Origin of the sequence: Rhodopirellula maiorica SM1 (assembly GCF_000346295.1) — a bacterium.
Classification (GTDB): domain Bacteria; phylum Planctomycetota; class Planctomycetia; order Pirellulales; family Pirellulaceae; genus Novipirellula; species Novipirellula maiorica.
On sequence record NZ_ANOG01000375.1, the window covers coordinates 1 to 23,212 of the forward strand.

Consider the following 23,212-nt stretch of genomic DNA (forward strand, 5'->3'; position numbering starts at 1 on the left):
ATCGAATTCCCCAGGAACCAACGCCAGCGATTTTCGTTTGGCCTGGACGACCGCTGACAATAAAACCATTGACGCGATGCCTGTTCACGTGCCCCCGGGTGAATCTCGCACTGTGTCTGTCTCACTTCCTGACACCGAAGTGACCTCGCTGGTTCTAAGCGGCGATCAAGAACCGTATGACAATGCCGCCTACCTTGTTCTTCCCCAACCTGAAACTGCAAAGATCGTCTTCGTTGGCGAAGAAGAAAATAAACAAGATCCGCGGGACCGTTTGCTGTACTACTTGACACAGGTTCCTTTTGATACACCGCAGCGAGCGGTGACGATCACCACCGATGCGAATTTGATCCCGGACGGTGCCTCTGAACCTAGCGAGATTGATGCCACGCCATTGGTGGTGGTGACGCAACCGGTTGACGAAGCCGTCGCAGAACGGATCCAGAACTATGCGAATGCAGGAGGGACGGTGTTGCTGGTGCTCGCAGAGCCCAATGCAAAATGGTCATCGACTCTATCCCGAATGTATGACATCCATGACGCAGAAGCACCAGCAATCGAGGTCTCCGAAGCAAAAGCAGATGATTATGTGATGCTTGCTCACATCGTTTTCGAGCATCCTCTGTTTATGCCAATGGCCGACCCGCAGTTCAACGATTTCACCAAAGTCCGGTTTTGGTCGCATCGTCAAATCAGTGGATTGCCCGAGGAAACCAAATGGTTGGCAAAGTTTGATGACGGCGATCCCGCGTTGATTGAACATGCTGTGGGAGACGGTCATCTGATTGTGTTGGCGGCGGGATGGCATCCCCAGGCCAGCCAATTGTCGCTATCGACCAAATTTATCCCGTTGATGTTTAGCATTTTTGATCGTGGCCGACGCGACACGACCGACGGCAATCGCTACCGAGTAGGTGATCCGTTAGACGAAGAAATTGGAATTCCAACGCTGATAACAGCGTCCGAGGACGCGATGGCGGCGACGGCAACGCAGGGTTCCGATCTTCGCTTGAATCGTCCGGGCGTGTATCGCATCGGCCAAGATGGCAAGACACAAACGATTGCAGTCAACTTGGCGGATTCGGAAAGTCGTGTGGAGCCGATGGACGCGGCGTCACTTGAAAAACACGGGGTCCTGCTGGGGAAAACAAAGTCCAGCGAAGCTCGAAAAGCGTCCGAGCGACAATCCAAAGATGTCGAACTCGAAAGCAATCAAAAACTGTGGCAGTGGTTGATGGCTGCCGCGATGGGATTACTCGTCACCGAAACGCTGCTGGTCCGAATCCGACAATAAGAGTGATTCACGATGATGGAAAAAACACTACGAAAACGACTTCATCAAGTGACGTCGAGATTTCAAGAACGACGCTTGGGGTGGCTACTCGCGTTGATCGCAATCGCATTTGCGGGTCTGGCGTGGGGCTTGCTGCCTGCGGCACGCGCAGGCCAGATCATGGGCTCGCAAACCGCTGTGGTTCTGCTAAGTGTCGCGGCGTTGTCGATGCTGGTCGCTTGGGCAATGACGCGGCGAAGCTTTTCCGATCCCCATTCGATCGCCAGCAAGATTGAATCCAAATTCCCTAGCCTGCAGCAGCGTTTGCTAACGGCCGTTTCACTGAGCTTGCGTCAGGAAAACTCATCCGGTTATCTACAGCAACGGGTCATTCGTGAAGCGTGCGATCATTCGCAACGTCACCGCTGGACCGAAACGGTGCCACAAAGCCAATTGTGGATCAGCCGCATGTCGGGATTCAGTGCGACGTTGGTCATGGCATTAATGTTGGGCATGTTGTTTGTGACGTCGAGCGACCCATCACAAGTCGGCGCGAGCGTCACGCGGAGAAACCAGAGCGATGCCATTGTCGATCCCGGCAACGCTGAAATCGAACGCAACACTAGTTTGGTGGTCACCGCACGCTTTGAATCGATCGCACCGAGCGAAGCCGAGTTGCGTGTGATCGCACGCGATGGAAGTGAACAGCGTTTGACGATGAAGCAAAATTTGCAGGATCCGGTCTTGGCGGCGTTCTTGTCCTCGGTTGATGATGACTTTGAGTATCAAATTTTGACGCGAGATTGGTCGAGCCAAACGTATTCGATCCGCGTCTTTGAATTTCCAAAGTTGGTGCGAAGCGATGCGTTGCTGGACTTTCCCGAGTACACCGGGATGGATGACAAACGAATCGACGACACCGTTCGCGTCACCGCAGTCGAAGGGACAATGCTGACTTGGTACTGCCATCTGAACAAACCGGTTGCGTCGGCAACGCTGGTGGAAAAAGACGGTGCGCGAACGCCGCTTCAGCCCATGGACCGCGCGACGGGTGACGGGATGGTGGTCCAGTTACAGATGGAACAAACGAAACGCTACACGTTGGAGCTCGTTGATCACGAGGGACGAAAAAACAAGTATCCAGTCGAGTTGGTGGCGAAAGTGCTGCCGAACCAGTCTGCAAAAATTAAGTTGACTCAAGGAGGTGACGTCAGCGTTTCACCGCTCGAGGAGTTGTCACTCGCCGCGGACGTCGCAGACGACTTTGGACTGCATCGCGTGGGGATTTCTTACAACTTCGAAGGCGAGGCCACGGAAATCGTTTTTGATGCCACGGACACTGCAAAGCGGAAGCAGAGATTTTCGCACATGGTTGAGTTTGAATCACTCAACGCAAAACCAGATCAATTGTTGGCATACCATTTCTGGGCCGAAGATATTGGTCCCGGAGGCGTGGTGAGACGAACCCAAAGCGACATGTATTTTGCTGAGGTGCGTCCGTTTGAAGAGATTTATCGCGAAGGGGAACCGCCCCCGAGCGGCCAAACACCACCGAGCGAGAACGAACAAGCCGCCGAAGAGCTTGCTGAACTGCAAAAACAAATCATCAACGCAACCTGGCGTGTCATCCGTGATGAAAACGGCGTGGAGGTGTCGATTGAATTCGCTAAAAATGTCAAAGAGACCCTCGAGGGGCAATTAAACGCAATCGAGTTGCTCGCTGAATTAGCAGCAAAACTTAGCGATCCCGAATCCCAATTGATCGTCCAAGGCATACGCGAGCACATGCAAACCGCCGCCGACAAGCTTGAAAAATCGCATCAATCCAACACGACCGATACGCTTGCCAACGCCTTGGCATCGGAACAAGCCAGCTATGCGGGACTGCTGAAGTTGCGGGCGCGAGAATTTCAAGTCACTCGGGCTCAGCAACGAAGTCAAAGCAGTTCGAGTAGTTCATCATCGCAACGTCAAAAGCAGTTAAACGAACTTGAGCTCGATCAGGATGAAAATCGCTACGAAACCGCGCAGCAAGCGGAAGCCAATTCGCCAGAGGCGGCGCAACAACGCGCAGAACGACAAGTGCTGAGCCGACTGCGGGAACTTGCTCAACGCCAGGAAGACATCAACAAACAACTGGCTCAATTGCAATCAGCACTCGAATTGGCCAAGACGGAGAAGGAAAAAGAAGAGATCCGCCGCCAGCTTAAACGATTGCGAGAGCAGCAGCAGAATTTGCTACGCGAGACCGACGAATTGGCCGAGCGGATGCAAAGTCCCGAGAACCAAGAATCGATGCAGCAGCAACGCGAACAGCTGGAAGAAACTCGCGAGAACCAGCGTCGTGCCAGCGAAGCACTCCAGCAAGAGGATGCTTCGTCGGCGCTGGCGGCTGGAAAACGCGCCGAACGTGACCTCGATGAATTGCAGGACGAATTTCGCCAACGCACCTCAGGCCAATTTAGTGACGCCATGCGAGAAATGCGAGCCGACGCACAGACGCTGGACCAGAAACAGCAGAGACTCTCCGAAGCGTTACGGGCAGAATCGGACAATCCTTCACCGGGGCTGCGACGAAATGAACAACAGCAACAATTGGAAAACCAGCTCGACGAACAACGTCGTGATTTGTCGCAATTAGAAAACAAGATGCAAGAGACGGTTGAGCAAGCCGAATCCGTTGAACCGCTGCTGGCAAAAGAACTGTACGACTCGTTTCGCAATTTGCAACAACGCGAGGTGGATCGTCGTTTAGAAGAAACGTCGGAATTGGTCAAAGCGGGCTTTACCGAAGAGGCTCGTCGATCCGAGACGGCGGCAACGGAAGGCGTTAAGTCGTTGCGTGAAGAGATCGAACAAGCTGCCAGTTCCATTCTTGGCGACGAAACCGAGGGGCTCAAACGCGCTGCCAATACACTGGAGCAGCTGGCCCGTGACTTGGAACAAGAGATCGAGGAAGAGAGAGGAGAAGGAAGAAGGGGAGAGGGGGAGTTGGGAGAAGGGGAGAACGGAGCAGGACAGCGAAGTCCGCAGGAAGAGGAGGGACAGCGAGAGAGCGAAGGCCGCAGCGAGCAAAGTGGCGAATCGAGCAGCGAACAGAACGAAGGGCAAGGACAGCAAGGCCAGACGCAGGGACAGAGTGAGGGACAAGGACAATCTTCCGGACAGTCAATGCGTCCTGGTCCGAATGAAAGTGAGAACGAGAGCCCCGGTCGTGCACAAGCGGCAGGGCAAACGGGACTTCGATCCGCCACTCCGAGTCAAAGTCGTGTCGCGGCACAGAGCCCTAGTGGATCACCGATCGCCGGAGACGGATTTCGTGAATGGTCCGACCAACTTCGCGACGTCGAAGAAATGGTCGAAGATCCCGAACTGCGATCACGCGCCTCGCAAATCCGTGATCGTGCACGCGAAGCACGGACCGATCTGCTGCGTCATTCCAAGCCACCACAATGGAATTTGATCGAAGACATGATTGCAGACCCACTGCGTGAGTTGCAACGCGATGTGCAAGAGGAATTCATGCGACGATCTGCGGAGAAAAACTCACAAGTCCCGGTCGACCGAGACCCGGTTCCCAGCCAATTCTCTGAAGCAGTTCGTCAATATTACGAGAACCTTGGAAGTGGGCGTGGCCAATGATTCGATTGACGTTGACTGCAGACCAATCGCTTTGGTTGAGCAAAAATCTGATTTGGGGCGCACCTGATTGGGTGATCCCCGTCTCGATCATTGCGGCGATCTTGGCCGGTTTGACGATTTGGAACTACGCATCCCAGCAAACGATGGGAGCGGTGCGGTGGTTCGCTGCGGCACTCAAAATTGCCGCCATCGCGCTGATCGCGATCTGTCTGTTACAGCCAATGCGAAGCGGCACGCGACCGCGGCCCAAAGCGAATGTGTTGCCGATTCTGATCGACAACAGTAAGAGCATGCAGGTGAAACCCAAAGGGGCCAACGAAACGCGGGCAGACGTCGTTTCCAAGCAGATCGCTTCTGAAAATGCTTGGCGTAATCGATTGGAGCAAGACTTTGACGTGCGCGGCTATTCGTTTGATTCGCGAATCACGGCACTCGAAATGTCAGATCCCACGCTGACAAACGACGGCACGGTATCCTCGTTGTCGACCAGTTTGCGGTCGCTCGGCGAGCGGTTTGCGGCGCGTCCCGTAGCAGGCGTGATGCTATTCAGCGACGGCAATTTGACCGACCCACCGGACGCCAATTTTGATTGGTCAACATTGGGATTTCCGGTCTATCCAGTCTTGTCGTCCACGGATGAAACCATCAACGATGTTCGCATCGCGGATGTCAGCGTCAGCCAAACCGATTTTGAATCAGCTCCTGTGACGATCCGTGTCAAAGTCGATGCCAATCCAGCGAAACAGAAACTCGTCGTTCAACTTCGTGATTTGGACCAAGGAAAACTTGTCCAAGAACAAACGCTCACAACATCGATGTCCGAAACGGCGAACGAGGTCACGTTCCGCTTTCGACCGGATGAACCTGGGCTGCGATTTTACCGAACCAATGTGTTTGCCGAGCAAGATCGAAACGCGTTTGAATCGAAGGACGAATCGAAAGCGACGACGCCAATTAGCAGCTCCGAAGCCACGCTGGTGAACAATCAGCGAATGATTGCGATCGATCGCAAATCGGGGCCTTATCGCATCTTGTACGTTGCCGGACGCCCGAATTGGGAGTTCAAGTTTTTGCGACGCTCATTGGCGAGTGATGCCGAGATTCAATTGGTGGGGTTATTGCGGATCGCCAATAAAGAACCCAAGTTTAGTTTTCGCGACCAGGGAGTCAGCGGGTCGAATTCCAATAATACCAACCGTTTGTTTGAAGGTGTCGACAGCGCCGAAGACGAATTGGTCCAGCAATATGATGAACCGGTAATGATTCGGTTGGGGGTCAAAGAATCCGAAGAATTGAGCGAGGGATTCCCTGAGACACGTGAAGAACTGTTCGCCTATCACGCGATCATTCTCGATGATATCGAAAGCGAATACTTCACACAGGACCAACTGCTGCTGATGCGACAATTCGTCAGCAGTCGCGGCGGTGGATTGTTGATGTTGGGCGGCCAGGAATCGTTTGCAGGGAAAACCTTCGCCGACAGCCCGCTGGGCGAACTTGCCCCCGTCTATGCTCTGCGGTCAGGCAACGCCAATGTTGCGGGGGCGTACCGGATGAAGTTGACTCGCGAGGGCATGCTTGAACCCTGGGCACGGCTGCGAGAAAACGAAGCGGCAGAATCCGATCGTTTCGCTCAAATGCCACCGTTCACCACCGTGAACGCGGTCGGTGACATCAAACCCGGTGCTTTAGCGGTAGCCACTGTCCAGGATCCAACGGGCGATCCGCAACCCGCGATCGTCGCACAGCGATTCGGCAAAGGCCGCACGACGGCGATGCCGATTGGTGATTTGTGGAGATGGTCGATGCACCGCAATCCCAATTCGAAAGCCGGCGATGCGGACGATGCGGCCCAGGCGTGGCGTCAAATGGCGCATTGGCTTGTCGGCGACGTGCCTCGCCAAGTCGAAGCCCATGTCGAGCCGAATGCCGACCCCAACCAACCAGCGACGATTGTGGTGTATGTTCGCGACGAAGCGTACTTGCCGCTCGACAACGCCACCATCGATCTGACCATCACTCCGGTCCAACAGCGTACTGGCGATGGAGATCGAGACGACGTCGTTCAGGTCCAAGCGACACCAGACGAAGACGCCCCGGGAGTGTACCGGGCAGCCTTCTGGAGCAATGAAACCAACGCCTTCCGAGTGCATGTTTCCGCAAAGTCCGCGGACGGGCATGCTGTTGGCGAAGCGGACACCGGTTGGGTTGCTCAGCCTGATGCCGCAGAGTTCCGTCAACTCGCTTTGAACCGATCTCTGCTGGAAACAATTGCAAAACAAAGTGGCGGCAAAGTCGTGGACAATCATGCATTGACTGACTTTGCCGCTGAACTTCCTAATTTAAAAGTCCCCGTGACCGAGACTTGGGTCTATCCGCTCTGGCACAACGTTTGGGTATTGGTCGCCGCAATCATGTGCTTGTGCGGCGAATGGGGGCTACGACGATGGAAAGGTTTGTCATGAATCGATGGTTTACCGTCGCACTGGGAATCACGTGGATCGCGTCAAACGGTTTCGCGAATTATGTCTGGGCAGACCAGGTTGGAAGCGAAGATGAAGCGACCGCCGAATTGGTATTGATTGTCGGCGCGGGCGGCACCGATGAATATGCGGCCGCGTTTGCCGAGACCGCGGACCAGTGGAAGCGGCATGTCGAATCGAGCTCCGTTAAACTACACCAACTTGGTAGTTCAGCCATATCAAAGACATCGGATCGTGACCAGCTGAAGGCCTGGATCACCGAAGCAAAAAGCCCGACATCCACTCCGCTATGGATTGTCTTGATCGGTCATGGCACGTACGCACAGAACGTCGCCAAGTTTAATTTGCGAGGCCCTGACGTTTCGGCCAGCGAGTTGGCCGAGTGGATCAAACCGCTCGATCGCCCGATGGTGATTGTCAACGGTGCTTCAGCGAGCGGACCATTCATCAATGCGTTGTCGGCGCCCGGGCGTGTGATTGTCACGGCAACCCAAAGCGGCAGCGAACACAACTACGCGCGATTCGGCCACTTCTTTGCCGATGCCATCGGCTCCCTCGATGCGGACCTCGATCACGACGAAGCGGTCTCGGTGCAAGAGGCGTTTCTGAAAGCCAATGCAGCAGTACAAACGTTTTATGAATCCGAAGCAAGAATCAGCAGCGAGCATGCCTTGATTGATGACAACGGCGACGGTTTAGGGACTCCGTTTAAAGCGTTTCGCGGAAAGAATCTGTCGCTCGTCGCCAATCGCGATCAGCAACTCGATGGTGGCCGCGCGGCAAAAATGACGCTATTGCCCGCCGCAAATCAAGCTCCGCTGCTGCCAGAAGAAATACAAAGCCGCGACGCGATCGAAAGCGAAATTGAGACGCTGCAATCGCAAAAAGCGACGATGAAGGAGTCCGCGTACTACGACGCACTTGAATTGCTGATGCTAAAACTTGGCAAGCTCTATCAAGCGGCCGACGAGCGACAAGCCGCCGCGACGGCGACTCCAAAGTCAAAGTAGCAGAGATGAAACGCTGACGGTGACTCGTGACCTCGTCTCCTAATCCTGCTTAGCTGACAGTTCCATTACAGTTTGGGAACAGGCCGCGACGGTGCTTTCTTGAGCATTCGCTTTTGGTCGTCTCGGGGCGGGTTGTTGTTACCGCCGCCGCCACCTCGACCTGCTTTACGTGGCGTCAAATCGGTGAAGGTTTCTTTCCACTTCCAACCGATCGGGACCGTCAGTTCTTGATCGGCTAGCAACGCCCAAGGCGTGCCTTTATGATCACGCGTGACGCCTTCGAGCAGCTCTTTGGCCAATGCGGCTTCGCGTTCCCACTTACTGCCCACTGAGATCTCTTCACTAGGCTCGAGAATCCAAGTGTTGTTCTTTTCTTTTTCAAATGGCATGCCCCGTTTGCCTTTGGCAAGCATCGCGTTGTAGGTTTCGGTGCGGACTTTCTGAGCAAGCACCCGGCCCATCGCCAAATCAAATCCCGCCTTCCAGCGAAGACTCTCTTCGCTGTCACGTGCCTTCATTCCAGGTTCAAGGATGGTGGCCATTTGGATCAACGTCGGTTCCAATTTGGCAGCGTCCTGTTGTGCCTTGGTCAAATCGCCGACCAATTGTGCTTCGCTGCGTTTGACAAATCGTGTCTGCGGCCGTGACAACCCTTGTGCGGGTCGCATTTGTGCCGCTTGCACAAGTGCTTGACGCAATGGGCTTGCTTTCACCTTGGTCACATAATCCTGAGGTGCCAAATAGTCGGGACGATATCTCGCCATCGCATTGGGATCGAAAAAGTATTCGATGTCGGCGGCGTAAGCGTCGATCTCGGACGACCGAACGCGGCGAGACACATTGCGATTGGGGTGGACCGTGAAATAGATCCCTCCGGTTTCGTAGCACAGACGTGTCAGCGCGTACGGACCGAATCCGCTGTCGATCACCGGTTCCTTTTTAAAGTCCGCAGTGAAACCAACTTGAACCTGTTCGGGGTAAAACGTTTCTGGACCTTGATCGACCTGAGCCCATTGGGGCGATTGGTCGTATTTAGGATCAGGGTCGACGTATTTGACCAGTGTATGTTCGCGACCAAACGGCGCGGGAACACCGATCACGTACACCGGAATCGCCCACTTGCGACACGCCGCAATTGATTGTTCCAGCATGTTGGCATCATCGCCCCGTTCATCTGTCACCACCACAAACAACACGTTTCGCTGGGGACCGTTGCCACCGCGACTGCGACGCAGCGATTTGTATTGATCCGCTGCGGACGAAATGGCGGAAAAGACCCGTTCTTCACCCGACGAATCCACCGGAATGTTTTGCACAATCGACTGCATCTCTTTCAGATCTTCGACCGGCTCTTCGGTAAAGAGGGTGACGGTTTTGCCAAAGCCGATGACGGAACTCAGCAGCGGGCTGTCGTTGGTGTTGCGGCGGAAACCCGCAGCTTTGCTCTCTTTGGCAATCCCCAGCTCGCTGTAAATCCGCTGGAAACGGTCTCGAATTTCTTGGCGTTGGCGATGAAGTGATCCACTTTGATCAAACAGCCACACCACCAACGTCGGGCGTTCTTCGAGCGATTGCAGAATCTCGAACGTGATTCGGTCCACCGCGCCTGCGGCTCCTTGGGTGCTCTGGCCGACTTGTCCCTTTTGGTTCTTCAATCGATCCAGCGGAGCCACCGCTTCGGTGAACATCTTGTTGACCATGATCTGACCTAAGTCGGTCGGTTCGAGATCAACCGGGTTAGGAATCTCGGAGATCTCGGCAAACATCTCCGCCGAAGCTTCCGCCATCGCCGCATCAGCAGTGCTGTTCGCGCCCACTTCGGTTTGCGGCAAATCACTGTAGGTCACATCGTCGATCATCTCGACTTTTTCGATTTCTTCTTCAGCCGGCGGAGACACTAACACCACCGCTTCTTCGTCGACCGGCATCACCAACGGAACCAATGCCAACGACAAGATGATGATTAAATGCACCAACATGCTACCGGCGAACGCGGTGGTCTCACTCGCAGCAAAAAACGACTCCTCTTCGAGTTCTTCTTCGTCCCAAGCATCGACCGCTTCGAGATTGCTCTGTAGGCCTCCGGCCACGGAATGACCGGTTTGCGAATTGCTTGGAGGGGTCGGAATCGTCATTTGCACTTAACCATTCGGTTCAAAAATGTCGGAGCCGGTTGCGAATCACACGTGACGGAAAAGGATCGCTCGGGCTGCGTCAAAGCATGAGCGGATGCCAATTTCCAATTTCCTAAAGCGATAAGGCCTGGACTATCGATCTCTATCCCCCGGCGATCTCAATTCCTTGGCGGAGCGTTCAACGAGACGACATGGCTCTATTTTACTTAAATTCCAATGCCGCGGGTGCCATTGTGCATCGTTTTAAGGACAAGGTTGTTTTAAGGACAAGGGTTCGTGGTCCCGCGCGTGAAAACGACGTCAGCGACAAAAAATCGCAATCTCGGGCACACGCAAAAGGGGACAGCACCATGAAAGACTCCACAATGGGTATCATGGATTCGTTATCATCGTCCAAAGTGTTATCGAATTGAAGTCGATTCCGGTAGCCTGCCGCTCATTGATAACAACGAAACTCGGCCAGCTTTGTACCCAGAAAACCTGGGCGCAGTCACTCTGGGACGCACCGGACAGCCAAACGCAGGGGGCTGCTGATTGCCAACTCGAACTTGTATTAGTACCCTTGATTTTATACCGTTAGCAGTAGCGGCAGATTGAATCCACAATAGTCAAATTGAATACAGCATGGGGCTTTTCAAAATTGTCTGAGAGACTCATCGCGATCGGAGACATTCACGGCTGTAAGGTCGCTTTGGAGCGATTGATTGCCGAGGTTGCGCCCACGTCGAAGGATATCGTCGTCACTTTGGGCGACTACGTGGACCGAGGCCCCGACTCACGAGGGGTGATCGACACGCTGATTGAACTCCGCAAATCGACTCAGTTGATTGGGTTGGTGGGTAATCACGAGGAAATGATGCTCGAGGTGGTTCGCGACGGCCAGCCGCCCCACGGATGGCTGAAATATGGCGGGGTGGAGACGCTCGATAGCTACGGTTTCGATGGCGGCTTGGACTTTTTGCCGCAAAGTCATGAAGACTTTTTCGATTCGCTAGGCGATTACTTCGAATACGACGACTATTTCTTTACGCATGCCGCGTACGATCCCGATACCCCGCTTGAGCATCAACCGCCTGAAATGCTGCGGTGGTACACGCTAAACGACGGCTATCCCGCGGCTCATATCAGTGGCAAAACGGCGGTGGTCGGCCATACGGCGATGCGAAACGGTGAAATTCTCGATATCGGGCATTTGTTGGACATCGATACGTTTTGCTACGGCGGAGGCTGGTTGACCGCCATCGATCTGTACAGCCGTCAAGTTTGGCAGGTTGCTCAGGACGGACGAGTTCGCAGCACACAGACGCAGTACTAGAGCCGCTGGCGCATAAAAAAAGGCACAGTGAAGAAACACAGTGCCTTGGAGTTCTACGCATCCATTGATGCTTAAGCAACCGACGCATCGAGTGCTTGCTGAAGCGCCGCCTTGGGGCGAACGCCAACAAAACTTTCTGAAACTTCGCCACCTTTGAAAACCAACAGCGTAGGAATGCTGCTGATTCCGAACTTCTGGGCGATTCCAGGGTTGTCGTCGATGTTGATTTTGCCAATCTTGACCGATGGGTTTTCGCTGGCCAATTCGTCAATCATCGGAGCGATCTGACGACATGGACCACACCAAGGTGCCCAAAAGTCAACAAGCACAGGGGAGTCTGACTGAAGGACTTCGCTATCGAAGTTCTCATCAGTGAATTCTTTTACAGCATCAGATGCCATGGAAACTTCCTTTTGAAAAATAGGTTGCCAGCGCAAATTGTTAGTTACAGAGCGTCTGCTGTCAATTTGCCCCACTGTCAAAGTGGCCTAATTAGCAGTTACTTTTAATCGATTGTGATAGGGAAGCAATATTCGAGCCAATTCGTCCAAAATCATCGCGGTTGCTCCCCAAATCCGATAGTCTTGGTATTGAAACGCTGGAGCGGCAAATTGCAGCGTGTCCGCCCCCGGTGACGGGTTTTGATCGGCCCTTGTTTCAATAAAGTGCACTCGCTTTTCCATCTGGACAACGATTCGCCGCGAGGGACGAAACAGCTCGCACAGCGGCAGCAAAATCACATTCTCGACTTCGATCGGATCCGGCTGCCACTGAGGTAATGGCGGTTCGATGATAAAGACCACCGGTTGAACCGCATTATCGCTGGCATAAACGTATTGCGATTCCAGACGACCACAATACGTCTGCACCTGCGGTCGCACCCCCAGTTCCTCTTCGAATTCACGCAAAGCGGCTTGTTCGGACGATTCTCCCGCTTCCTGGCGTCCTCCGGGCAAGCAGATCTGACCGCCGTGATGCTTCAGCGTCATCGGACGCTGGGTCAACGGAATCACCCACTGCTGATGGGCGTCTTGAAACAGCGAAATCGCCACGGCGGCTTGCCGACACCCCCGACGCGCGGGACCGCGATGGCGGCCGTACGCCAAACCGGGATACATCGGTTCCAAGTCGCGGGAGCGATCAGATTGGCCCCCCGAGCCTCCCTTGTTGGCAAGGCGCTCGTTGGCAAGTTGCTCAGCCAAGAAACGGCCAAGTTCGTCCGCGATCACAGTCGAACGTTGATGTGGTAATGGAAAAGTCATAGAGGTCAATCAAGCTCAATGGACGCGTCCTTGATTCACGTTTTCCGACGCCATCAAGTGAAGTTCTGAACCTCATTTACCTTAGCACTAATTGATGGCGGCTGACAATTGATCCAATTTGGTTTGGACCGCCGTCAATTGAGTCGCCACACCGTCATACTTTTGCTTCATCGCTTCGGCGGCCTGTTGGGCTTTGGCCAATGCTTCTTGCAATGCGGGCAAGCCTTTGGCCAATTCGGCTGCTTCCGCCGTCTTCGCCGCCGACGCTTGCTGATGCGTCGCGATCGAGTTGTGAGTGGCGACGCGGTCACGACGCAGTTTGACCAATTGGGTCATGTGATCGATTAGAGCTTGTTCGGCCGCTGCGACCGCTTCTAGCTTGGCAACGTCGCCATTGGTTTGAACCCGAACCGCGATCACGGCGTCATGTTTGTCACGCGAAACGCTGGCCAAGGCGGGCATTTGTCCGTCCAATTCACCCACTTTCTTTGCTGCTGCTTCCGCAGCCGCTTTCGATTTTTCGGCTTCCGCTTTGGCAGCTGCGATCTTTGCGTTGAGTTCGTCGATCGGTTTCTGCGCTGCTGCGACGGCGTTCATCGCGGCATCGAGATCGGCTTTGATCGGTTGCATCGTTTTTTGAATCGATGCCAATTGCTGCTGGACGACTTTAGCACGTTCGGCTGCCGGCGGTGGGTTGGCTGCCAACGCTTCTTTCTGTTCCGGTTTTTCGGCGAGTGCACTAAAGACTTGGCCATCCCAATCACCATAGATTACTCGGCTGCCATCGTGAGTAATCGCCACTTCGAGCACATCTTCGGCAACCGGTTGGAATTGACGAATCAGCCCACCGTTGGCGTCCCAAAGTTTCGCTCGGTTGTCTTTGCCTGCCGTAACGAGGCGTCCTTGATGATCAAACGCGACAGAGGTGACTCCACCGCCGTGAGCATTAAATGACTTGATTGTTTTGCCTTCGTTGACGTCCCACATTTTAACGGTTCCGTCATCACTGGCACTCGCCAAGACATTCGAATCATCACGCCATGCGACCGAATTGATCGCTCCCTTGTGACCGGTCAAATCCATATACAATCGGCCCGTGTCGGCTTCCCACAAACTCAAGCCACCAGAACGGTCCCCCGAGGCGATCAACACTCCATCGGGGCTGTAGGCGACCGCAAAGATCCAATCGGTGTGTTTTTTCAAATCAAACAACAACTCACCATCGGTGGCGTCGTAAATACGCAACATTTTTTGAGGACCGCCCATCGCGACTCGCGACATACTGGCGTTCACGTCGGCATCAAAGACCACATCAAATTCGTCGCCCACCGTTGCCACGCGCTCACCGGTTTTGACGTCGTAAATTGCCGAGATTCCTTTCAATGAATGTTCACCACCCCCGGCGATCAAGAAACTGCCGTCACGACTGAATCGCAACGATTGAGCAATACCCTCTTCGAATGGCAAGATCCCGAGCAGCTCTGATGTTTCGGTGTGGTACAGCGAAATCTGCTTTTGTCCCGCGATCGCGACCAAGGGTGCCCAGGGGCTGGTTCCAATCGCTGAAATCGCGGCAGCACGCTCGGTAACAACGGGCACACGCTGAGGAATCGTTTCCGGCATCGCTACAGGGCCTTCGGGTTTGCCACCGGTGCTGGCGACAAACGCCAGCGAATTCTTCTTTTTCGCTTTGACTTTGGAGCCCGAATTTTCCAGGATTCCGCCTTCGATCCAAGCTTGAATGACCGCGAGCTGTTCGGCGGGCAATTTGTCTTGATTCGGTGGCATGATCGGAGTGTCGTCATGATTGACGAGTTGCCACAGTCGGCTAGCCGATGGATCGCCATCGTCGTAAACCACCTCGCCACTACCACCGCCTTCGATCAATGCCGTGTAGGTATCCAATGCCAAGCCGCCTTTTTTGTCGCCCTGGTTGTGACAACTAGCACAGTGTTGGCGAAAGATCGGCTTTACATCGTCTTCGAAGGTGACCTTCTTCACTTCCGCAGTGGACTTTTCGTCAGCCGCGAAGCTGACGCCGCAACCAGCCAAAACAAACAAGGCGGCAATATTCAGTCGATTCATAGCGATTGGAAATCGTGTGGAGGGGCAAGTTTTTCGAGTGGAGAATCAAAAACGTTTTTGCATTTTAATTAGTGATTAAATGCAAACTCGCGGCTGTTCAACACAGCCCAGAAAACATCCGAAAGTGCAGCGGTGCTGTCTCCTTCGGCTGGCATCGTGGCGAGCAGCTTTTCCTGTTCTTCCTTCGTCGGTTTGCGAGCGAGCGAGCGAATGTAAATTCGCTCAATCACTTGCTCGTTGCTCAATTTCTCTTCTTTCACCCATTTCTGTATCACCTTGCCCTGCTCGATCTTGTTGGTGACCGAGCTTCCGTTTAACAGGTGCAAAGCTTGTGAGAGCGATGGCGATGTGGTCGCTTCACACTCGCAAACCGTTGCCCGTGGTGAACGTCCAAAGGTGTCCAAGAAGTAAGTCGATGTCGCGCCATCAGCGATCTGAACCGCCGAAGCACCAAGAGGCAAGCCGCGATATTTTTCCGGTGCTTCGGTGACTTGGCACAAGCAATCGAGCATGCTTTCGGCCGGAATACGACGCACCACGGCGTACGCATAGTTGCGACTGTCATGTGCATTGGTCTCGTTGGATTGGCAACTGCGTTGATACGCTTCGCTGTTGCAGATATCGCGAACGAGTGACCGCATGTCGAAATTGTACTCGACCAATTTATTACCGAGCGTATCGAACAGCTCTGGGTTGCTAGGCGGATTACTAATACGAATATCGTCGACTTGATCCACCAAACCAACGCCCATGAAATGAGCCCAAATTCGGTTCGCAATCGAGCGAGCAAAATAGGGGTTGTCTTTGCTTGTCAGCCAGTTTGCAACCACTTCGCGACGGTCTTTGCCTTTGGTATCAGGCGACTCACCCCCGAGGAACTTTGGCGGAACGGGCTTGCCCGTCACGAGGTGATTGACCTCGCCAGCAAAACGGTTGTAAACGATTTTTTCGCGATAATCTTCTGCCTGTTTCCGGCCGACTTGCGAGAAGAACGATGCAAAACCGTAGTAGTCGTTCATCGTCCAGCGGTCAAACGGATGATTGTGACACTGGGCACATTGCGTACGGATCCCCATGAAGACCTGGGCGACATTTTCAGCCGTCTTCAATGTGTCACGTTCGATTTCATAAAAGTTGGTCGCAGGCGAGGTAAAGGTTCCACCGGTGCTGGTCAACAATTCACGGACCATTTGATCGATGGGGACGTTGCGAGCAAATTTGTCAGTCAACCAATTTGCATACAAGAATGCTGACTTGTAACTGACCGTATTGCTGCTCTTGATCATCAACAGCTGAGCGAACTTCATCGCCCAGATCTCACTGAACTCTTTTCGTTCGAGCAAACGATCGATTAATTCCGCACGTTTGTTCGGAGCGGCGTCGGCAACAAACTGTTGATACTCTTGTTCGGTTGGCAGCAATCCCGTGATGTCCAACGTGACCCGTCGCAAGAATTCTTCGTCGCTGCAACGTCCGCTTGGCAGGATGCGAAGCTGTTGTAATTTTTTGCCGACCAGCTGATCGATATATTCCCCTTCGATCTTCGGAGGGGTGTACTGCAAATCGGTTGGCAGTGCCAACACTTGGCTGCCGACGGTTTCGGTGACAAAGCGGGCCGTCACGAAGGCCTCACCGCGACGACCGGCGGTGACGACACCCAGCGAATCGATTGCGGCGGTACCGGAATTGTTGGATGTGAACGCGGCGAGTCGAGTGACATCACGCGTGCTGCCATCGCTATAGGTGGCGACAGCGACAAACCGCTGCTGAGACCCATCGCCTTCGATCACGGCTTGCGGTGGATAGAGTGCAAGCGATTGGACCGCTGGTGGCTTGGCATCGGCAGGATCGGCTTTCGCTCCCTTCTGCAACCACTCTAAAATCGTCGCGTAATAGTCCGAGTCGGTGTCAAACAGCTTGCCTCCGGTGTGAGGCACCGCACCAATCGATTTCTTTAGAAACAGACTTTCTTCGGGGACGGCGAGATTAATTCGACGGAAACCAATTTCACGCGTGATGCGAAAGTAGTCGCCATCGGGGTCAAAACCAAACAGACTAATTCGGAAACCATCTTTACCACGCGCCGCACCATGACAGGACCCGGTGTTACAACCTGATCGCGTCAGCACGGGCATAACGTCTTTTTCGAAGCTGATCTCGGGTTTCGTCGACGCGCCGCTCACCGTCACAGGCACGCGAACTTCGGTGCCCGCGTACGAGCCAATCAGTTCGGTTTTTCCATCGGCAACCGGGTGCAACACAAACCCATCACGGCGAACTTTGGATTCGTCGGCGATCGACCACTCCATTCGCTCGCTGGCGTCTTCGGTGATCCCGTCGTCGCGTCGCAAGACGGCAACAAAGGACTGGAAATCACGAGTCGAACCAAGCTTGATTTCACCGGGATAGACCGCAATGTCCGGCCGACGCGCCGTGTTGCTGCTCGGGGTCGATGACTCGGGCGTGACCGCGACCGCAGTAACGGCAGCGGTCCAAGTGATGACCACGCCGAGAGCGATCCGCTCGAGTGATTTGATGAATGGAAACTTCATGCCGATGTTCCTCGTTGAACAATTAAAGCGATCGATTGAATTCGGGATCGATGAAATACGGTTGAAAAAGCGGGCCGACCAGGCGGGCGAACACGCCCATACCCAATCGCGATGCGTGTTACTGGTTCTTCATTTGGCGAAGCTGTTCGAGCCGGCTGAGCGGTTTAGGCGCGGCTGGCTTCGCTTCGACCGGTTTGGGTTTTGCCGCCGGTTTGGCAGGTTCGTCTTTCTTTGGTGGCAACGGTGCGTCCACACGGATTTCGCCGGTGCCATTGGTCTGCACAATCACTTCGTCTCCGACCGTCACGCGTGATTTGCACACCAACGTTTTGTGCTTCCCTGTTTTTGCGTCTTTCGCAACGGTGATGGGAAAGATCACGCTTGTTGAATCTTGCTTGATTTTTTGCACCGCAGCCGAGCTGGTCAAACCGTTGGGAATCCCAACCAATTCGACTTCCGCATCCCCAGGCAACTCTCGCAGCACTTCGACTTCGACCGCCACCGATGCTTCGGTTCCAAGTTCAGCTGCCGAGCGTGGGAACTTGTAACGGAACAATTGCGTTTGGATATCCAACATGATCGGTTTCGTCGCGATTTCCGCCGTGCCGTTATCGGTGGGGTAGCTTGCGATCATAATCACAGGCCACGTTCCCACAGCGGCACTTCCGTTTGCGGTAATCGGAATTTGAACTTCGGTTTTGCCTTTGTCGATTTTGCGGCTATTGTTGACTGCAACGCCGGGCGGGTTGTACAGCGTGCGAAGCGAAACCGCCCCGTCGAACCCTTCGCCTCGTTTGATGCGGACGACCAATTCCTTGCTGCCATCACGTACGATAGGCGTTTTTGGTTGCACGAGTTCGATTTCAAATGGTGCTGCATCCGTGACGGCCACCGCAGCACGATCGGTATCGTAGCCCCACATCGGACGTCGGTTTTGCCCGAGTACCAATTGATGCGTCTGTTTTAGCTGGCCCGTAACCGTGGCGTTTTTCTCATCGCCTTTACCACGAATGTTAAACAGCGAAGCGGCATGAGTCGCCTCGGATTTCGCAGTCAACAGAATTGGGATCTCACCGCGTCCGGAGGGGATCGGAAAGGTTTGAGCGACAACGTTTTCGGGAAGTCCATCGAGTTCCATGTGGATTTCGCCGTTGTAACCTCGACGCGTCGCATTGACCATGAATGCGGTTTGACCACCAATTGGCACTGAAACGACTTGTGGGTAGTAGCGTCGCAGTTCGGCCAATTTCAGATCAAACTCGCTCACTGCGGGGGTGACTTCGATTCGGTAATGATGAATGGGGCTGCCGCCGCGAAGATGATCGTAAATACGAATGCTGTGTTTTCCATCGGCCGGTGCAGTGAATTCGACAAACGGATCCATGTTGGTGCCGATGTCATCCGAAGACGACAACGTTTTTCCATCGGGTGCAAACACATTCAGCACGGCGTCCAAAGGTGACCGGATCACATTTCGCGCGAACACGGTCACGCGGAACTTCTGCCCCTTTTTGCACTGAAAACTAAAGCAATCGAAATCGCCCTCTTTTTCGATCACGCCACAAAACGCTGCAGGCACGGACGCCTCAGGCGCCTTGGCGCGGTCATCGTTGGGTTCTTGTTCCATGACCACAGGCAACTCGTTGACTCGCACCCAGTTGGGCGAGGGCGACATGCCTTTTTCGTTTTCGGTGACCACGGCCCATTGATCATGCGGTTCGCTGGGAAGCTGAACCGAGGCCTCGCTGACGGTGCCATCCAGTGCAACCAGCTTGGCCTTCAGCGTGTCCCCTGGAACACCTCCACCGGGAATCGCGGCCACGGGACGCGGAAACGTACCGACGTGCAACCGATAACCAGCGTCCCCGCTGCCTCCGAAAGAGCTGTCACGAACCAACACGGTATAGACGCCATCTTCGGTCGCAGTAAAGGAACACAAACCATCTTGCTGCAACAGAGCCGAGTCGTCGCTGGTGGCAACCTCGAAACGCCCCTCGTTCAAAATCGAAACAAAGGGATCCAAGATATTGCGATTATTCAGCGAATAGGCCAAACGCAGACCTTCGATCTCGACGTTCAACGTTTCGCCAGCCTTCAATTTAACTTGAAAATGGTCAACGTCCTCACGCTCGACAACGCCTTCGACCGTAGTATTGAGTTCGATCAACTGCGGTTTGCTGAAATCATTGTTTGGCTCGACCTCTTGAACCACCGGCATGGACCCAACGCCCAGCAGTCGCAGGTTGGCAATACCGCTCTTGGTGATCAAGCGGACAGGATACAGACCCGGAGCAAGTTTTTCATCAGCCTTTAACTTGACTTCGACCTTGGAGTTGTCGATCGGCTTGACTTCAAGAATCGTAATGCCGGGGACATCGGTCAGCACTTGATGTGCATCTTTGAGCCGAGCTCCTTGAAACAACACCGTCGTTTCTTCCCCGCGGCGAACGCCAAGAGGTTTTAGACGAGTGACTTCAGGAAGCGTTGCCATTGCGGTAGTGGCAACCAGGGTGGTCAAGCTAAACGCAACAAACGTGGCAGCAATAAATCGTGAATTCACTTGGACGTCCAAAGGTGGCGAGTTCAAACGATGCAAAGCGGCAATGGATTGCCGCACTAAAATGATGATTAGCAGGACGAGGACAGCAAGTGCCCGCGTCCCGCGACGGGGTAACGACAAAACAGCCGTCTTGCCAAACGCACGAGGCGTTACGCCAACAGCGGTTCGATGATCTTGCCGCCGTCGACGATTTCGATCGGGCGATCACCAGGAGCCATCAGCTCTTTGTCGGCAACAATGCCAAGCAAGCGATACATGGTGGTCGCAAGGTCGGCGGGGGATACCGCGTTTTCTTCGGGTTCCGATGCGGTCGAATCCGAGGCACCATAGATCATGCCGCCCTTGATTCCACCGCCTGCCAACATCACGCTGAACACCTTCGGCCAATGGTCACGACCGGCATCTTTATTGATCTTCGGCGTACGGCCGAATTCGCTGCTGACCATGACAAGCGTTTCATCCAGCATGCCTCGCTCGGACAAATCGTCCAACAGCGCCGCCAGGGCAACATCCAACGATGGAGTCAACCGCCGCATCCCGCCGGTGATATCGTTGTGCATATCCCAACCGCCATAGGTCAGGGTCACCAAACGTGATCCGGCCTCGACCAAGCGACGAGCCATCAACATACGTTGACCGGCATCGTTACGACCGTAGCGATCTCGCATCTTGGCGTCTTCTTTATCGATATCAAACGCTTCGCGAGCCGCCGGGGTATCAAGCAGATCATACGCTCGTTGATAGAACGTATTCATCGCTTCGATGTTGTCGGCCTGCGTCACCGAGGTGAAGTGGCTGTTGACCACTTCCAAAGCACTTTTGCGACGCGAGAAACGTTCTTGGTCCACACCGCCAGCGAGATTCAGGTCGCGGACCTTGAAGTCACTGCGGTTGGGATCCGAACCGAGTGCGAATGCCCCGTAACTGCTAGGCAGATAGCCGGTCCCGGCGAATTCGTTGGGAACGTTCGGAATACATACGTACGGAGGCAAGTTGTTGCGGGGGCCGTACTCGTGACTGACAACCGAGCCGAAACAGGGATACTGCAGCGCCGGACTCGGCTTGTAGCCGGTGAACATATTGTGAGTGCCCCGCTCGTGAGCCGCCTCACCGTGACTCATCGATCGAATCACACTGAACTTGTCAGCTCGCTTGGCCAACTGAGGAACCGTCTCGCAGAAGACCTCGCCAGTATTGGTCTTGATGGTCTTCAGCTCCCCTCGATACTCGATCGGGCTATACGGTTTGGGGTCAAACGATTCTTGTTGTGCCAAACCACCGGGCAAAAAGATATGGATTACGCTTTTCGCCTTGGCTTTGACAAAATCATATTGTTTTTGCTCGGCCGCCGCTTGGCGCATCAGCAATTCGGGTAGCGACAACCCAATCGTGCCGAGGGTACCAGCGGCGAGAAAGCCACGACGGCTCAAAGGATTTCCGTGACAACGCATGTTTGCAATTCTCCGAATTGAGAAAACGTTCAACGTGATTGGATAGAATTCGAGCGGTCTATAGGAAACCGAGAACGCTCGATGGGCACAGTCTCGAAGAGTCGAATGTGATGTTACTCTGTTTCATCACGTCAAGCTCAAGGAGGGAACAACATCTCCAGGCGTGCGGTGAGTTAAGCTCGCCAGGATTTCGATGCGGCATTTAGGTGGGCCCAGATCCGGTGAGCAACCTCTTTTTTTTAAAAAAGTTGCCGATGGCTCTGGTGTTTTTTGAGGGAGGGCAGCAAGTCTATAGGCTTGGTTTTTAGCGGGATTGTTAAACAACCACGCTTTTCAAAGGTCGATTGTAGCAAAAAAACGGATCAGGGTCAATTATATTCGGGGGATCCAACGGCACCATCTGCCGTAATCTATATTCCTGCCCCTATGGCAAGCAAGCATTTCGAACGTGTTCTAATAAAGGGGCGCCCCAAGGTCCATCGACCACGTGCCAGCGATCAATGCGAGCGGAAACCGACTGGACACTTGGCTAATAAGCCCTAAGTGCTTCTAGAATCCGAAGATGCGGCGATAATTTGCCGTAAAACACGAAGCATCGCAGCCGCTTCGGCATTAAGTTTTTCCAGAAGTTTGACGAGATCTTCACGGCGCCCCTCTTTCGCGGCCTGTTCGATCTCGCGAGCCGTTCCATACACTTGGTTGGCGTAAAACAGGTTCGCCGAGCCTTTTAAGGTGTGTGCGGCACGTCCAATCTCGGTCAGATCGCCGTCGGGAACCGTGTTCACCAAAATCCCCATCAGCGTCTCGCACTCGCCGACAAAGACTTCGGCCAACCTTCGCACACCTCGCCGCCCGCCAGGGATCCGTGACTCGGCAGCACGCAGATCGACCACGTCGCAATCGTCATACTGCGGCCCGTCCTCCTGCAGCCCGTCATCCTCGGCAAAACAATCGCCCGACGAACTGCCAGATCGGGCATCCTCGGCGGACACCCCGGCCGGCCGAGCAACGGACCGAGGATCGCTTTGCGGCGAATCGCGATCCACCGAAACCGCTTGCCTGGAATCTTCCTTGGCAAGTATTTTGTCGCTGCCGGAGACGACTGTACGCTTGTCTGCGAAACGAGCCAACGTTTCCTGCAAACGCCGAGGGTGAATCGGCTTGGTCAAAAATGCGTCCATCCCAGCGGACAAACAGGAATCCGAATCTTCTTGCATCGCGGCGGCCGTCAACGCGATGATGGGGATATGCCGCGGCGGACTGAGCTTTTTCTCTTGTTTGCGTATCAGCTTGGTCGCTTCGATTCCGTCCATCACCGGCATGTGCATGTCCATCAAGATGACATCGAACGGCTCTTTCTGCCAACACGCGACCGCTTCGCTACCATCGTTCGCAATTCTAAATTTGTGTCCGCATGCCTTTAACATCCCGATCGCGACTTGCTGGT

The 23,212-nt window shown here is 54.2% G+C and carries 12 protein-coding genes and 1 pseudogene; 5 read left to right on the forward strand and 8 right to left on the reverse strand.

Annotated features, from left to right (window positions below; all coding sequences use genetic code 11):
• The 4 genes and pseudogenes from RMSM_RS12120 to RMSM_RS12135 all read left to right on the forward strand — a co-directional run.
• A pseudogene (locus RMSM_RS12120) lies at positions 1–1,291 on the forward strand (BatA domain-containing protein); the annotation flags it as partial.
• Positions 1,292–1,303: 12 nt separating this feature from the next.
• Entirely contained in the window at positions 1,304–4,912 is a 3,609-nt protein-coding gene (locus tag RMSM_RS12125) for a coiled-coil domain-containing protein (RefSeq protein ID WP_008696068.1), read from the forward strand.
• On the forward strand, positions 4,909–7,377 hold the full coding sequence (locus tag RMSM_RS12130; RefSeq protein ID WP_008696070.1) for a glutamine amidotransferase: 2,469 nt from the start codon (positions 4,909–4,911) through the stop codon (positions 7,375–7,377). The genes RMSM_RS12125 and RMSM_RS12130 overlap by 4 nt, the downstream gene beginning before the upstream one ends.
• Positions 7,374–8,405 carry a hypothetical protein gene (locus RMSM_RS12135; RefSeq protein ID WP_008696072.1) on the forward strand — a complete coding sequence of 344 codons (1,032 nt, stop codon included), beginning with the start codon at positions 7,374–7,376 and terminating at the stop codon, positions 8,403–8,405. The genes RMSM_RS12130 and RMSM_RS12135 overlap by 4 nt, the downstream gene beginning before the upstream one ends.
• 65 nt (positions 8,406–8,470) lie before the next feature.
• On the opposite strand, the gene RMSM_RS12140 is transcribed toward RMSM_RS12135, so the two are convergent.
• Positions 8,471–10,540 carry a vWA domain-containing protein gene (locus RMSM_RS12140; protein ID WP_008696076.1) on the reverse strand — a complete coding sequence of 690 codons (2,070 nt, stop codon included), beginning with the start codon at positions 10,538–10,540 and terminating at the stop codon, positions 8,471–8,473.
• Between the two features lie 640 nt (positions 10,541–11,180).
• Between RMSM_RS12140 and RMSM_RS12150 the strand changes: the two genes are divergently transcribed.
• Positions 11,181–11,855 (forward strand): metallophosphoesterase family protein, encoded by a 675-nt coding sequence (locus RMSM_RS12150; protein WP_040765997.1) that lies wholly within the window; start codon positions 11,181–11,183, stop codon positions 11,853–11,855.
• Positions 11,856–11,926: 71 nt separating this feature from the next.
• Here RMSM_RS12150 and trxA read toward each other — a convergent pair whose 3' ends face one another.
• From trxA to RMSM_RS12185, 7 genes are all read right to left on the reverse strand, one after another.
• The gene (gene trxA, locus RMSM_RS12155) at positions 11,927–12,256 is read right to left on the reverse strand and encodes a thioredoxin (RefSeq protein ID WP_040765998.1); all 330 of its coding nucleotides are present in this window, start codon (positions 12,254–12,256) and stop codon (positions 11,927–11,929) included.
• An 87-nt stretch (positions 12,257–12,343) separates the two neighbouring features.
• Positions 12,344–13,117, reverse strand: a complete 774-nt coding sequence (locus RMSM_RS12160; RefSeq protein WP_144057587.1) for an NUDIX hydrolase — start codon at positions 13,115–13,117, stop codon at positions 12,344–12,346.
• Positions 13,118–13,204: 87 nt separating this feature from the next.
• Positions 13,205–15,202, reverse strand: a complete 1,998-nt coding sequence (locus tag RMSM_RS12165) for a c-type cytochrome domain-containing protein (RefSeq protein ID WP_008696085.1) — start codon at positions 15,200–15,202, stop codon at positions 13,205–13,207.
• A 68-nt stretch (positions 15,203–15,270) separates the two neighbouring features.
• Positions 15,271–17,754 (reverse strand): DUF1549 domain-containing protein, encoded by a 2,484-nt coding sequence (locus RMSM_RS12170; RefSeq protein ID WP_008696088.1) that lies wholly within the window; start codon positions 17,752–17,754, stop codon positions 15,271–15,273.
• A 118-nt stretch (positions 17,755–17,872) separates the two neighbouring features.
• A complete protein-coding gene (locus tag RMSM_RS12175) occupies positions 17,873–20,314 on the reverse strand; it encodes a PPC domain-containing protein (RefSeq protein WP_236622105.1) in 2,442 nt (813 codons plus the stop codon).
• Positions 20,315–20,463: 149 nt separating this feature from the next.
• Positions 20,464–21,765: a DUF1501 domain-containing protein gene (locus tag RMSM_RS12180; protein WP_008696091.1), complete on the reverse strand. Its 1,302-nt coding sequence runs from the start codon at positions 21,763–21,765 to the stop codon at positions 20,464–20,466.
• Positions 21,766–22,304: 539 nt separating this feature from the next.
• On the reverse strand, positions 22,305–23,212 hold a 908-nt coding region (locus RMSM_RS12185; protein WP_236622106.1), incomplete at its 5' end, for a response regulator.

Coding starts and splice junctions, on each gene's coding strand:
- trxA (WP_040765998.1), bottom strand. CDS start 12,256: ATGGCATCTGATGCTGTAAAAGAATTCACTGATGAGAACTTCGATAGC.
- RMSM_RS12135 (WP_008696072.1), top strand. CDS start 7,374: ATGAATCGATGGTTTACCGTCGCACTGGGAATCACGTGGATCGCGTCA.
- RMSM_RS12140 (WP_008696076.1), bottom strand. CDS start 10,540: ATGACGATTCCGACCCCTCCAAGCAATTCGCAAACCGGTCATTCCGTG.
- RMSM_RS12160 (WP_144057587.1), bottom strand. CDS start 13,117: ATGACTTTTCCATTACCACATCAACGTTCGACTGTGATCGCGGACGAA.
- RMSM_RS12170 (WP_008696088.1), bottom strand. CDS start 17,754: ATGAAGTTTCCATTCATCAAATCACTCGAGCGGATCGCTCTCGGCGTG.
- RMSM_RS12125 (WP_008696068.1), top strand. CDS start 1,304: ATGATGGAAAAAACACTACGAAAACGACTTCATCAAGTGACGTCGAGA.
- RMSM_RS12165 (WP_008696085.1), bottom strand. CDS start 15,202: ATGAATCGACTGAATATTGCCGCCTTGTTTGTTTTGGCTGGTTGCGGC.
- RMSM_RS12180 (WP_008696091.1), bottom strand. CDS start 21,765: ATGCGTTGTCACGGAAATCCTTTGAGCCGTCGTGGCTTTCTCGCCGCT.
- RMSM_RS12130 (WP_008696070.1), top strand. CDS start 4,909: ATGATTCGATTGACGTTGACTGCAGACCAATCGCTTTGGTTGAGCAAA.